At 73.4% G+C, this 13134-nt stretch carries 14 protein-coding genes; 8 read left to right on the forward strand and 6 right to left on the reverse strand.

The genetic code is table 11. The features are described from left to right. The first annotated feature begins 239 nt into the window (after positions 1–239). On the forward strand, positions 240–1457 hold the full coding sequence (locus IEY78_RS14980; protein WP_189098403.1) for a PP2C family protein-serine/threonine phosphatase: 1218 nt from the start codon (positions 240–242) through the stop codon (positions 1455–1457). On the opposite strand, the gene IEY78_RS14985 is transcribed toward IEY78_RS14980, so the two are convergent. After that, positions 1432–2370, reverse strand: coding sequence for an oxidoreductase (locus IEY78_RS14985; RefSeq protein WP_189098405.1), 939 nt, complete (start codon positions 2368–2370; stop codon positions 1432–1434). The genes IEY78_RS14980 and IEY78_RS14985 overlap by 26 nt on opposite strands. Positions 2371–2451: 81 nt before the next feature. Here IEY78_RS14985 and IEY78_RS14990 point away from each other — a divergent pair, with 81 nt between their 5' ends. From IEY78_RS14990 to IEY78_RS15000, 3 genes are all read left to right on the forward strand, one after another. After that, positions 2452–3045, forward strand: a complete 594-nt coding sequence (locus IEY78_RS14990; RefSeq protein WP_189098407.1) for a TetR/AcrR family transcriptional regulator — start codon at positions 2452–2454, stop codon at positions 3043–3045. A 124-nt stretch (positions 3046–3169) separates the two neighbouring features. Further along, positions 3170–4507, forward strand: a complete 1338-nt coding sequence (locus tag IEY78_RS14995) for an NsdA family TPR-like regulatory protein (RefSeq protein WP_189098409.1) — start codon at positions 3170–3172, stop codon at positions 4505–4507. A 59-nt stretch (positions 4508–4566) separates the two neighbouring features. Continuing rightward, positions 4567–5097, forward strand: a complete 531-nt coding sequence (locus tag IEY78_RS15000) for an NUDIX hydrolase (protein WP_189098411.1) — start codon at positions 4567–4569, stop codon at positions 5095–5097. Positions 5098–5127: 30 nt separating this feature from the next. Here IEY78_RS15000 and IEY78_RS15005 read toward each other — a convergent pair whose 3' ends face one another. The 3 genes from IEY78_RS15005 to IEY78_RS15015 all read right to left on the reverse strand — a co-directional run bounded on the left by IEY78_RS15005 (position 5128) and on the right by IEY78_RS15015 (position 7670). Beyond that, the gene (locus tag IEY78_RS15005) at positions 5128–5385 is read right to left on the reverse strand and encodes a hypothetical protein (RefSeq protein WP_189098413.1); all 258 of its coding nucleotides are present in this window, start codon (positions 5383–5385) and stop codon (positions 5128–5130) included. A gap of 376 nt (positions 5386–5761) precedes the next feature. Next, positions 5762–6247 carry an RICIN domain-containing protein gene (locus IEY78_RS15010; RefSeq protein WP_189098415.1) on the reverse strand — a complete coding sequence of 162 codons (486 nt, stop codon included), beginning with the start codon at positions 6245–6247 and terminating at the stop codon, positions 5762–5764. A 553-nt stretch (positions 6248–6800) separates the two neighbouring features. Further along, positions 6801–7670 carry a 3-hydroxybutyryl-CoA dehydrogenase gene (locus tag IEY78_RS15015; RefSeq protein ID WP_189098416.1) on the reverse strand — a complete coding sequence of 290 codons (870 nt, stop codon included), beginning with the start codon at positions 7668–7670 and terminating at the stop codon, positions 6801–6803. Positions 7671–7830: 160 nt separating this feature from the next. On the opposite strand from IEY78_RS15015, the gene IEY78_RS15020 reads away from it, so the two are divergent. After that, positions 7831–9060 (forward strand): glycoside hydrolase family 10-like protein, encoded by a 1230-nt coding sequence (locus tag IEY78_RS15020; RefSeq protein ID WP_189098419.1) that lies wholly within the window; start codon positions 7831–7833, stop codon positions 9058–9060. Between the two features lie 66 nt (positions 9061–9126). On the opposite strand, the gene IEY78_RS15025 is transcribed toward IEY78_RS15020, so the two are convergent. Beyond that, on the reverse strand, positions 9127–9336 hold the full coding sequence (locus tag IEY78_RS15025) for a DUF1918 domain-containing protein (protein WP_189098421.1): 210 nt from the start codon (positions 9334–9336) through the stop codon (positions 9127–9129). A gap of 204 nt (positions 9337–9540) precedes the next feature. Further along, entirely contained in the window at positions 9541–10497 is a 957-nt protein-coding gene (locus IEY78_RS15030; protein WP_189098423.1) for a DMT family transporter, read from the reverse strand. Here IEY78_RS15030 and IEY78_RS15035 point away from each other — a divergent pair. The 3 genes from IEY78_RS15035 to IEY78_RS15045 all read left to right on the forward strand — a co-directional run bounded on the left by IEY78_RS15035 (position 10496) and on the right by IEY78_RS15045 (position 13117). Beyond that, complete coding sequence (locus IEY78_RS15035; RefSeq protein ID WP_189098425.1) at positions 10496–11986, forward strand: aminotransferase-like domain-containing protein; 1491 nt, start codon at positions 10496–10498, stop codon at positions 11984–11986. The two genes, IEY78_RS15030 and IEY78_RS15035, sit on opposite strands and share 2 nt — an antisense overlap. Positions 11987–12051: 65 nt before the next feature. Then, positions 12052–12504 carry a GNAT family N-acetyltransferase gene (locus tag IEY78_RS15040; RefSeq protein WP_189098427.1) on the forward strand — a complete coding sequence of 151 codons (453 nt, stop codon included), beginning with the start codon at positions 12052–12054 and terminating at the stop codon, positions 12502–12504. 43 nt (positions 12505–12547) lie between these two features. Beyond that, on the forward strand, positions 12548–13117 hold the full coding sequence (locus tag IEY78_RS15045) for a histidine phosphatase family protein (protein WP_189098429.1): 570 nt from the start codon (positions 12548–12550) through the stop codon (positions 13115–13117). Positions 13118–13134 lie beyond the last annotated feature (17 nt).

Below are 13134 nucleotides of genomic sequence, written 5' to 3' on the forward strand. Positions count from 1 at the left end.
GGGTCGGAGGCGCGGGAGGCGCCTGTGGAGCGGTGGCGGCGGGGCTCGCCGCCCCCGGGGAGACCATCGGATCCGTACACCATCACCCCATCGGGTGAACATGCACACATTGTCCCCAAAGGAACACGGAACGTCGCCAGAATCGGTCGGGTCCGGGCGGCCCGCGTGACCGCGGCGACGGGTCGCACCGACCCGCTCAGCGCCTGCCAGGGGGACCACCGGCGAGGGGGGCCATCGGCATGATCCGAACCTGGGCGCGGAGCGGCGTACGCGCCGGGGCGGCACACGCCCGGCGGGCCGTCGTCTTCGTCCTGCCCGGCCTCTGGGTGCTCGGCGTGGTGGCCTGGGAGCTGTGCCGCCCGACCGGCGGCCAGCTGCTGCCGCTCCTCGCCGCGGCGCCGGCCATCGCCTGCGCGGGCACCGGCCGCCGCAAGTGCGTCCTGATGGGCGGGGTGTGCGCGCTGCTCGCGCTGGTGCCGTTCGGCCCGGTGGCGCCCGGGGCCGGGCCCGCCACCCGCGTGACGACCTGCGGGGCGGTCCTCGCGGTGATCGCTGCCAGTTATCTGACAGCCGGCCGGCGGCTGCGGCTGTTACGGGACCTGGCGCGCGCCCGGGAGGTCGCCGTCGCCGCTCAGCGGGTGGTGCTGCGGCCGCTGCCGCGCCGGATCGACGGGCTGCTGCTGGCGGCCCACCACCTCTCGGCGAGCGAGGGGGCGGAGGTCGGCGGGGATCTGTACGAGGTGGTGGGGACCCGGCACGGCGTGCGCGCGGTGATCGGGGATGTGCGCGGCCACGGGCTGGAGGCGATCGGCACCGTCGCCGCGATGCTCGGCAGCTTCCGCGAAGGGGCGCACGACGAGCCCGAACTCGGCGGCGTGCTGCGGCGGTTGGAGCGGTCGCACCAGCGGCATCTGCGGGAGCGGGCGGGGGACGGGCGGCAGGCGGACGGCGGGGAGCCGGCGGGGCAGCTCGCCGAGGAGTTCGTGACCCTGCTGCTGGTCGAGGTGGCCCGGGACGGCTCGGTCACGGCGCTGAACTGCGGGCATCCGTGGCCCTACCGCGTCGCCTGCCGGGCGGTCACCCCGCTCGCGCGGACCGAGCCGATGCCGCCGCTGGGGCTGTTTCCGCTGCCCGAGGAGGTGCGTGCGGTGCGCTGCGGGCGGCTGCGGCCCGGCGAGGGGCTGTTCCTGCACACGGACGGGGCAGCTGACGCGCGGGACGCGGCGGGGGAGTTCTTCCCGCTGGCGCAGGCGCTGCGTCGCGGTGCCGAGGCGGCCGCGGCGCCGTGCGGACCCTCGCCGGCGGGGGTCGTCGGGGAGGTGCGGGCGGCGCTGCTGCGGCATGCGGGCGGGCGCCTCACCGACGACGTGGCACTGGTGATGCTGAGCAACGACCGGGTGCGGGTGCCGGCGGAGGCCGCCGGCACCATCCCTACGGGCGGGCGGCTTCCGCGGTGACCTCCTGCCCGTCCAGTGACGGGAAGGCGACGCCGGTCAGCTCCTCGGAGGCCTGCCACAGCCGGCCGGCGGTCCCGGCGTCGCTGGCCGCGGCCGTCCTGCCGACCATCGTCGGTGCGCCGCGCATCTCGCCGAGCCCGTCGGGGCCGAGGTAGGAGGTGCCGGGCAGGTCCTGGGTGGCGGCGTAGAGCGTGGGCAGCGCGCCGGCCCGGTTGTCCTGCGCGACCACGCGGTTGCCCACCCGCATCACCACCCGTCGCAGCGCGCTGGCGTCGGCGCCCTGGAGGTTGGTGGCGGCCCAGCCCGGGTGGGCGGCGAGGGCGCGCACGGGTGATCCCGCGGCGGCGAGGCGCCGTTGCAGCTCCAGGGTGAACAGCAGATTGGCCAGCTTGGACTGGCTGTAGGCGGTGATGGGGCGGTAGGAGCCGGTGAGGTTCAGGTTGTCGAAGTGGATGTGGTTGCCGGGCAGCCGGTGGGCGCCGGACGACACGGTCACCACGCGGTCGGTGACGTGCGGCAGCAGCAGGTTGGTCAGGGCGAAGTGGCCGAGGTGGTTGGTGCCGAACTGCCTCTCGAAGCCGTCCTTGGTGCGGGACTCCGGGATGTTCATGACGCCGGCGTTGTTGATCAGCAGATCGAGCGGGCCCTGCCAGCCGGCGGCGAAGGCGCGTACGGAGGCCAGGTCGGCCAGGTCGAGGCGGCGGACCTCGACGCTGCCGCGGGCGCCCCGCACGGTGTCGGCCGCGGCCTCGCCGCGCCGGGGGTCCCGTACGGCGAGCACCACATGGGCGCCGGCCCGGGCCAGCGCGTCGACGGTGGCGAGGCCGAGGCCGCTGTTGGCGCCGGTCACCACGGCGGTGCGGCCGGTCTGGTCGGGTATGTCGGTTGCGTTCCATCGCGGGGTGTGAGCCATGGCTTCAATGTAGGCAACGCCAACAATGATGTCAATGCCAACAATGTAGCCAGTGAATACATGGGGGATAGGATGGCGGCCATGCACACTCGTCGTTACCACCACGGAGACCTGCGCGCCGCGCTGCTCACCCGCGCCGAGCAGACGCTCCGCGAGAAGGGGCCCGGTGCGCTGTCCCTGCGGGAACTCGCCCGCGACCTCGGCGTCAGCCATGCCGCGCCGAGCCGCCACTTCAAGGACAAGCAGGCCCTGCTCGACGCGCTGGCGCTGGCCGGCTTCGAGCGGCTGGCGGCGGCCCTGACCGGATCCCGGGAGGCGGCGGGCGAGGAGTTCGCCGACCGGCTCGCCGCACTGGTGCGCGCGTACGTGGGCTTCGCCACCGGAAACGCCGAGCTGCTCGACCTCATGTACACCGTCAAGCACGACCCGGCGGCATCCGACGCGCTGATCACGGCCGCGCACCAACTGGGCGCCATGGCCGAGGAGATGGTCGCGGAGGGCCAGCGCAGCGGCGAGGTGCGCCAGGGGCCCGTCGACGCCATCGCGATGCCGGTGTTCACCACCCTCCACGGCTACGCCAGCTTCGCGGTGAGCGGCGTGCTCCCCGCCGCCGAGGTCGAGTCCGGCCTCGACGCGGTCATCGCGTACATGTTGCGGGGCTGCGCCCCGAGTTGAGGGGCGGAACCCCTTCACACCCCGTGTGAGCGGCGCTTCACTACGCTCAACTGACGGAGTGGTGAAGTCGACAAGGCCATGAGCTGATGGTCCGCGGTCGGGCCCGGCTCACCGGGAGGCCGGTATGGAGCCCAACACCCTGCTCGGCGCGGTTCTCGACGAGGCCGGCATCTCGCACGCGGGACTGGCCGCACGCATCAACCAGCTCGGCCGCCGCCGCGGACTGGCGCTGCGCTACGAACACACCGCGGTGGCCCGGTGGCTGAAGGGCCAGCGGCCGCGCGGGCAGGTGCCGGACCTGATCTGCGAGATCCTCGGCGAACGGCTGCACCGGCCGGTCGGGCTGGACGACATCGGGCTGAGCGGCCCGGGCGCCCGGCGCAGCGCCGACACCCCGCTCTCCGGCTTCGTCGAGCGGGCCACCGCGCTGTGGCGCTCCGACGAGCAGCAGCGGCCGCACATCCTCGACGCGCCCGCGCTGACCGGCACCTCGGCGGTCATCCCCGTATGGGAGTGGGAGAACCCGCCCGAGGACTCCGATGTGTCCCGCGACGGGCTGACGCGCGTCGGCATGGCCGACATCGAGATGCTGCGCGCCGCCCGGACGCACTACGAGACGATGTACCGGAAGGCGGGTGGTATCGCTACCAGAGCACGCATCGTGGGATTCCTCAACTCCGAGGCGGCGCCGCTGCTGCGGGGCAGCTACAGCGATGCGACGGGGCGTCAGCTCCACCGGGCGACCGGCGGACTGGTCGCGGTCGCCGGCATCTGCGCGTACGACTCGGACGCTCTCGGGCTGGCCCAGCGCTACTTCCATCAGGCGCTGCGGCTGGCCAAGGCCAGCGGGGACCGCGGCCTCGGCGCGTATGTGATCGCGCTGCTGGTCAACCAGTCCCTCTTCGTACGGGAATACCGCCAGGCGGTCGCCTTCGCGGAGGCGGCGCTGCGGGCCGCGGGCCCGCAGATCACCCCGGCGCTCGCCGCGGACCTCTACGCGATGCAGGCCAAGTCCTACGCCCGGCTCGGCGACGGCGCCAGCGCGCTGTCGTGCATCCGGCGTGCGGAGGCGGCCGCGGAGCGCATCCGGCCCGGGCAGGAGCCGGCCGAGACGGGCTATGTCCAGCCCGGCCTGGTGAACGTACAAGTGGCGGAGGCGCTGCTGAGCCTCGGCGACCTGCGGGCCGCCCGGGAACAGGCGGACGCCGCCGTCGACACCCCCGCACACGACCGCGGCCGGGTCCACCGGCTGGCCATGCTCACCCATATCGAGCTGCGCCAAGGCGACGCGGACCGGGCTGTGGCCGATGCCGCGCAGATGACGGAGCAGGCTCGGGGCATGGAGTCGCACCGGCTGCGGGACCGGCTGCGGGCGGTGCGCGAGCATCTGGCCAGGACCGGGAGCTCCGCGACGGACGAGGCTGCCGATCTGATCGACGAGGTGCTGCGCGTTCCGCTGTAGGGAGTGTCCGCCCGGGCTCGTGTCACCTTGCCGGCACTACAGCGGAAGGTGGCAGTTACGTGCGTTGGAACAATCTCAGCGAAAAGCCCGTCTATGCGAACCCCTGGTTCCGGGTCAATCTGGCCGATGTGGAGCTGCCGGACGGCCGTCACCTGGATCACTATCTGATCCGGATGCGGCCCGTCGCCGTCGCCACCGTGGTCAACGAGGCCAATGAGGTGCTGCTGCTGTGGCGGCACCGGTTCATCACCGACACCTGGGGCTGGGAGCTGGCCGCCGGTGTCGTCGAGGACGGCGAGGACATCGCGGTGGCGGCCGCCCGGGAGATGCAGGAGGAGACCGGGTGGCGCCCGGGACCCCTCCACCACCTCCTCACGGTCGAGCCGTCCAACGGCCTCACCGACGCCCGGCATCACATCTACTGGTCCGACCACGCCGAGTACACCGGTCCGCCGCAGGACGGCTTCGAGTCCGAGCGGCGCGAGTGGGTGTCGTTGAAGCTGGTGCCCGACATGGTGGCGCGAGGGGAGGTGCCGGCCGCCAACATGGCCGCCGCGTTGCTGATGCTGCATCACATCCGGCTCGGCTGACCCGCGTCGGCCGGTGACCGCGGCCTGCGGTCACCGGCCCATGGCCTGCCACACCGTCACCGCCAGTGCCGCGAGTCCCGTGAGCGCGGCGAGGGAGGACAGCGGCCAGCGGGTGCTCTCCAGCTGCGTGATGCGCAGCTGGAGTTCCTCCGCGTCCCGCGCCTGCTGCGCCGAGCGCTGCGCCAGCAGCGCGAGTTGACCGTCGACCCGCGCGTTGCCGACGTCGTGCAGACGTCTCAGCTCGGCTAAGTCGGCGATCACCGGATCGGTTCGGGGGTGGGCGGTCACGGTCCGCTCCTCATTCCTTCGTCTCGCGAGTTCGTCGTTCATATACAGAACAGTCAACTGCGCTGCGGCGACGGGCGGGAGCGTGTGCGGACCGGAGATGCTGGTCCGTGTTTCACACCCCGTGTGAAGTGACCCCGGGTGACGGGCTGCGCGCAGCATTCGTACGGGGTGTGAATCGCGCACCCCTGCCGGGGCCGTTCACACTCTCCCTTCCGCGCCCGCGGGGGAGTTGACTGCGAGGTGCCACGGGGGCCGAACGCCGGCGGACGGGCGCCCGCCGGCCCGGGGCCCGCCCGCCGGTTCCCCCCCCCGAACGGCGGGCGGGCACCCCATGGGCTCGGCACACGCAGTCCACCCGCCCGGGCCGCCGCTCCCGCTAGTGCCACCTCTCGTAGGCGGCGGCGGAGTTGCAGGTGGTCGTCTGCGGCTGGGTGCCGTTGGCCACGCTGCTGGTCGTCATGCACAGCCCGTTGCCCACGTTCTGCCACACCTTGAACAGGCCCCGGGGCTCCTCGTAGAAGACCCGCCACTTCTGGGTGTCGGGGAGGAGGTTGCACTCGTCCATCCACAGGCCCGGGTGCGCGGCGGTCGGCCCGGTGATGCACCGCCCCGTGTTCTGATTGACGAACCGGTACATGCTGCCCGGGAGGAACTCCGCGAGCCACTTCTGCTCGGGCCCGCCGGTGCAGTTCCACATCTGCAGCTTCGAGGCGTTCTCGGTGGCATTGTCGAGGCAGTGGCTCGAATTCCAGATACTCATCGTGTTGAACCCCGCGGCCTGCGCCGGCGCGCCGGCCAGAGCGATGACCAGCATCGTCAGCGCGGCGGTGACGAGCGCGAGCAGAGAGCGTCGTGTGGACATGGGTCAACTCCAGCTTCCACTTGAGGATTGACGAGGCCTTGCGCGCGCTGCGGGTGGGGCACGGCGCCCGCGAGGTGACTGCCCACGGTCGGGATCTGCGACGCCGCCGTGACATTGACGACGTGGGGTGTGGTGGCCGTGCCGCCGCGTGCCGTTCCGGCGCTCGCCAGAGCTACCGCAGCCGCGAACACCCCTCGATCGCGCACGATGTCCCCCCAGCCCCGAAGCACCCCGGGCCACACCCCGCCACCCGACGCGGCAGAGCAGGCAGCAGAGTAGACCTCCCACCAGCAAATTGGCACGGACGCGTACAAAAGAGGCCGGAAGTTAGCGTTTCGAGGGAAGGGGGCGTGGTTCGTGGCTCGGCGGATGAGTCTGCGGTGCGTGTGACGAGAGCGGCGGCGAGGTAGCGGTTGACGTTGACCGCCGTTGGCGCCGCGCCGCCTCGATCACTTGCCGTCGCGGTGGTCTCCCCGACCGCAAGCATGCCACTGGCGCTACCCCAGGTGAACTGCCCCTGGAGTAGCGCCAGTTGGTGGCATCGTCAGAAGCTCTAGTACGCGTAGAACCCCGACCCGGACTTGCGGCCAAGTCGGCCCGCGTCGACCATGCGGGCGAGCAGTGGGGGAGCGGCGTACAGGGGCTCCTTGTATTCCTCGTACATCGAGGCGGCGACCGAGGCGACGGTGTCCAGGCCGATGAGGTCGCTCAGTTTGAGCGGGCCCATGGGGTGGGCGCAGCCCATTTCCATGCCGTTGTCGATGTCCTCGCGGCTGGCGATGCCCGACTCGAACATCCGGATCGCGGAGAGCAGGTACGGGATGAGCAGGGCGTTGACGACGAAGCCCGAGCGGTCCTGGGCGCGGATCGCGTGCTTGCCCAGGACGTCCTGGACCAGTGCCTCGGAGCGCTTGATGGTCTCCTCGCCGGTGGTGAGGGCGGGGATCAGCTCGACGAGCTTCTGGACCGGGGCCGGGTTGAAGAAGTGGATCCCGATGACCTGGTCGGGGCGGGAGGTGGCGACCGCCAGCTTCACCAGGGGGATGGACGAGGTGTTGGAGGCCAGGATGGCGTCCGGGCGGGTGATCACCTGGTCGAGGATCTGGAAGATCTCGGTCTTGACCTGCTCGTTCTCCACCACGGCCTCGATGACGAGGTCACGGTCGGCGAATTCGCCGAGGTCGGTGGTGAAGCTGAGCCGGCCGAGCGTGGTGTCGCGCTCCTCGTCGGTGATCTTGCCGCGTTCGGCGGCCTTGCCGAGGGAGTTGGTCAAGCGGGTGCGCCCCAGCTCCAGCGCTTCGCCGGTGGTCTCGGCGACCATGACGTCCAGCCCGGCGCGGGCGCACACCTCGGCGATGCCTGCGCCCATCTGGCCGCAGCCGACCACTCCGACGCGTGCAATGTCGGCAAATGTGTCCGTCACCTCGTGCCTTTCGCTGATCTTCAGGAACCGGCGGTGCGCCGTAAGGTGCGACGCCCGCTTTCGGTCCCGACGTTACTCCGCGAGGTGCTGTGCTACGGGCCCCGGGGCGGGCATTCTGAGCCCTCAAGACGGGACGAACCAGACAACTTGGGGACTTTTGATGCGACGGATCACACGAAGAGGGTTCGCGGTGACCGCACTGGGCGCGGCCTCCGCACTGCTCACCGCGGGGTCGGCGGCGCCCGCGGCCGGCGCGCCGCGGCGCGAGATGCGCGGTATGTGGCTGGCGACCGTGGCCAACCTCGACTGGCCCTCCAGCGCCCGGCTCACCCCCGCCGACCAGCAGCGCGAACTGCGCGCCCTCCTCGACACCGCCGTCGCCCGCAAGCTCAACACGGTCTTCTTCCAGGTGCGGTCCACCGCCGACGCCCTGTGGCCCTCCCCGTACGAGCCGTGGGCGCAGTATTTGACCGGGCAGCAGGGCCGTGACCCGGGCTGGGACCCGCTGGACTTCGCGGTCCGCGAGGCGCACCGGCGCGATCTGGAGCTGCACGCGTGGTTCAACCCGTACCGGGTCGCCAACCACACCGAACCCGGCCGGCTCGCCGCGGGCCACCCCGCCCGCCGGCACCCACGGTGGGTCCTGCCGTACGGCGGCAAGCTGTACTACAACCCGGGGCTGCCGGAGGTCCGGGCCTTCGTTCAGGACGCGATGTTCGACGCGGTGCGGCGCTACCCGGTCGACGGGGCCCACTTCGACGACTACTTCTATCCGTATCCGGTCGCCGGCGGGCACTTCGACGACGACGCCGCGTTCCAGGAGTACGGCGACAGCTTCGAGAGCCGGGACGCCTGGCGGCGCGACAACATCGACCGGCTGATCCAGGAGATGGCCGGCCGGCTCCGCGAGGAGAACGCGCGGGCCGGGCGCCGACTGCGGTTCGGGGTCAGCCCGTTCGCGGTCTGGCGCAACCAGGGCACCGACCCGCAGGGCTCCCGTACGCAGGCCGGGGTGGAGACCTACGACGACCTGTACGCCGACACCCGCCGCTGGGTGCGCGAGGGCTGGCTGGACTACATCGTGCCGCAGGTCTACTGGCCGCTGGGCACCAAGGCCGCCGACTACGCGGAACTCGTCCCCTGGTGGGCGCGCACCGTCGACGGCACCGGGGTGGACCTCTACATCGGCGAGGCGCTCTACAAGGAGGGCGAGACGCAGCCCGTCGCCTGGAAGGACCCGGCCGAGATCTCCCGCCACCTCACCTTCGCCCGCCGGTACCCGCAGGTCGGCGGCCATGTGTACTTCTCGGCCAAGGTCGTCGCCAAGGACCCGTCGGGTGCCATGGCGCGGGTGGTGCGCGACCACTACGGCAGTGCGGCGCGGGCGTAGCGGCGCCGTACGGACCGGCCGCGCGGTGTGCGCGGCGCCGGTCCGCGGTCCGTGGGCGGTGCCGGGTCAGCGGCCGGACGGCTCGCCGGTGGCCTTGCCGTGCCGGACGACGGAGTCGGGGCCGGGGGACATGATCGCCTCGTGCCCGTCCTCGCCGCGGACGCGGTAGGGCGGATCGCCGTTCGTGCCGATGACCTCGATGATCTCGACGACCCGGTCGTGATGCCCGACGGTCCTGCCGTGCACCACCAGCCGGTCGCCCCTGTTCGCGTGCATCAGGGCTCCTCCCCGCTTCGGGGCGGCCGTGCGACCGGTGTGGCCGGCCCTGCGCCGGCCAGCGGTTGAACGGCCAACGGATTCAACGGGGGGCGGGCCTTCCCCGCCCCGGACGGCGGAATCCGCCATCGCCGCAAGTTTACGTCCGCGGCCGCCCGCCGCACCTGGTGTAGGCCGGTTTGTTCCCCGTCCCGCGGGCCGCCATCATCCGCGGGACCGCTGGGTGACGGCGATGCACACCAGGACCGCCAGCGCCGCGACGGGCGCGGCCGGCGGCAGCCGCTCGCCCAGCAGCAGCACCGACCACACCAGGGTGAGCAGCGGCTGCGCGAGCTGCAGCTGGCTCGCCCGGGAGATGCCGATTTCGGCCATCCCGCGGTACCAGGCGACTATCCCCAGGAACTGCGAGCCGACCGCCAGCCACAGCACCCCGGCGACCGAGTGCACGGTCAGCGCCACCGGCTCAGTGGACAGCGCGAGCGCCGCGCCCGCCACCGTCACGGGCAGCGCCAGCACCAGCGCCCAGCCGATCACCTGCCAGCCCGGCATGTGGCGGGCCAGCCGGCCGCCCTCGGTGTAGCCCGCCGCGCACACCAGCAGCGCGGCGAACAGCAGCAGATCGCTGCGGTTGGGCACCCCGCCGCTCTGCTGCACCGCGAAGCCGATCACGATGACCGCGCCGACCAGCGAGGCGATCCAGAACGTACGGGAGGGCCGGGCGCCGGTCCGTACGGCCGAGCAGGCGGCGGTGGTCAGCGGCAGAAGGCCGACCACGACGGCGGCGTGCGAGGTGGTGGAGGTCTCCAGGGCCAGGGTCGTCAGCAGCGGGAAGCCGAGCACGACACCGCCCGCGACCACCGCGATGCCCGCCCAGTGGCGCCGCTCCGGCGGGCGGACCCGCATCACGAGGAGCGCGGCGCCGGCCGGCACGGTGGCCAGCACGCTGCGCAGCATCACGACGGTCCACGGGCCCATGCCCTCCAGTCCCCAGGCGGTCGCCGGGAAGGTGAGCGAGAAGGCGGCGACGCCGAGGGCGGCGAGCAGCAGGCCGCGGCCGACGTGGGAGCCGCGGGCGGCGGCCTCCGGGAGGCCCGGGACGGTGAGGTCCGGGGTGCTGACCGCTATTCCGGGGGTGGCGATAGCGCTATCGTTGTGCTTCATGCAAGAGCGTAGCAGTGGTGCCGAACTGGCCGCGAGCCTGAGAAGGGAGCTGGAGCGCTACTCTCCGGGAGAGAAGCTGCCGTCCAGCCGTGCCCTCGTCGAACAGCATCGGGTCAGCCCGGTGACCGTCTCCCGGGCGCTCGCCCAGCTCGCCGCGGAGGGCCTGGTCGTCACCCGGCCCGGCGCCGGGGCCTTCCGGGCCGCACCGCGCGCCGAGGCGCCCCGCCCCGTCGACACCTCCTGGCAGGAGATCGCGCTGAGCGCCGAGCCGGCCGGCGACCAGGTGCCGCGCAGCGTCGACGCCACCGGTGTGCTGGCCACCCTCGCGCCCGCCGCGCCGGGCGTCATCGAATTCGACGGCGGCTATCTGCACACCGATCTGCAGCCCGAACGCGCCCTGGCCGCGGCCCTGGCCCGGGCCGGCCGGCGCCCCGGCGCCTGGAGCCGCCCGCCGGTCGGCGGCGTACCGGAGCTGCGGGCCTGGTTCGCCCGGGAGATCGCCGGCGCCGGCGGCCCGCTCGGCGCCAACGACGTGCTGATCACCGGCGGCGGCCAGAGCGCGCTGACCGCGGCGCTGCGCGCGCTCGCCGCGCCCGGCGCCCCGGTGCTCGTGGAGTCCCCGACCTACCCCGGGGTGCTGGCCGTCGCCCGCGCCTCGGGGCTGCGGCCGGTGCCGGTACCCATCGACGCGGACGGTGTGCGCACGGACCTGCTCGCCGAGGCCTTCCGCGCCAGCGGCGCCCGGCTCTTCGTCTGCCAGCCGCTGTTCCAGAACCCGACCGGCGCGGTGCTCGCCGCCGAGCGGCGGCGCGAGGTGCTGCGGGTGGTCCGCGCGGCCGGCGCCTTCGTGATCGAGGACGACTTCGCGCGGCTGCTGGGCCACGCCGACGGCCCCGCGCTCCCGCCGACCCTGATGGCGGAGGACCGGGACGGCAGCGTCGTCCACGTCCGCTCGCTCACCAAGGCCAGTTCGCCCAATCTGCGGGTGGGCGCGCTGGCCGCCCGCGGGCCCGTCCTCGACCGGCTGCGCGCCATCCAGGTCGTCGACAGCTTCTTCGTGTCCCGGCCGCTCCAGGAGGCCGCCCTGGAACTCGTCGGCTCGCCCGCCTGGCCGCGCCATCTGCGCCTGATCGCCGGAGAGTTGGCCGCCCGCCGCGACGCCCTGACCGCCGCACTGCACCGGCAGCTGCCCGCCTTCACCGCACACCGGCCGCCGGGCCACGACCCCGTGCCCGGCGGCCCGTACGTCCCGCCGGGCGGCTTCCACCTCTGGCTGCGGCTGCCCGAGGGCGTCGACGAGGCCGCGCTGACCGGTGCGGCGCTGCGCGCGGGGGTCGCGGTCGCGGCCGGACGCCCGTATTTCGCCGCCGAGCCGCCCGGCGCCTGCCTGCGGCTGAGCTTCGCGGGGGCGTCGGGCACCGGCGAGATCGCCGAGGGCGTGCGCAGGCTCCGCACGGCGTGCACGGAGCTGGGGGTGGCGGTGGACTGAGGGCCCGGCCGCCCGCGCCCGTCGGCCGGTTCGACTCCGTTCCGCCGCTCTGCCACTCTCCCGGCATGAGCGCGCACCCCCTCGACGGCTACGAGATCTCCACCGACCCGGCCCGCCTGGACGCCGGACTGGTCCACCACTGGCTGTCCACCGACGCCTACTGGGCCGTCGGCCGCCCCCGGGAGCTGCACGACCGCGCCGTGGCGGGCTCGCTCAACTTCGGCCTGTACGCGGCCGGTTCGGGCCGGCAGGCCGGCTACGCCCGGCTGGTCACCGACCATGCCACCTTCGCCTGGCTCTGCGACGTCTACATCCGCCGCGACGAGCGCGGCAAGGGACTGGGCACGGCCCTGGTCGAGGCCGTCGCCGACCACATGGCGCCCAGCGGCCTCAACCGGCTGACCCTCGCCACCCAGGACGCCCACGGGGTGTACGAGAAGATCGGCTTCCGGCCCCTGGTGGCGCCGGAGCAATGGATGACCCTGGGGCTGATCGACCCGGGGCCTGTCGCATTGTGATCAACCGGTGCCGCCGGGGCGGCGCGGCTCGTACCATCGCCGAATGAGCGTTCGACTCAAGCTGCTCGCCGCCGGCCGCAGCTCCTCGCTGCTCGAAACGCGGTTCGACGACGACCGACCGCTCGACGCCGCCGGCTGGTACGAGGCCGAGCGGGCCGCCCCCGTGCTGTGCCGGCTCGCCGCCGCCGAACTGCGCTACTGCTCGCCGTCCGCCCGCTGCCGGGAGACCGGCGAGGCGCTCGGCCTGCGCCCGCTGGCCCAACCGGCGCTGCGCGACTGCGACATGGGGCGCTGGCGCGGCCGCACGCTGGGCGAGGTGACCGCCGTCGAACCGCGCGCGGTGGAGGCCTGGCTGGCCGACCCGCGCTCCGCACCGCACGGCGGGGAGTCGCTGCCGGCGTTCATCTCCCGGATCGGCGGCTGGCTCGACACCCGGCCGGCCGACGACGCCGCCGGGCTGCTCGCGGTCGCCGAGCCCGGCGTCATCCGCGCCGCCCTGGTCTATGTGCTCCAGGCGCCCCCGCACGCGTTCTGGCGGATCGACGTGCAGCCGCTGTCGGTGACCACCCTCACCAGCCGGTCCGGCGGCTGGGACCTCCAACTGGAGGCCTGAACCGCCCCCGTGGAGTG

This window comes from Streptomyces kronopolitis, assembly GCF_014646275.1.
GTDB lineage: Bacteria > Actinomycetota > Actinomycetes > Streptomycetales > Streptomycetaceae > Streptomyces > Streptomyces kronopolitis.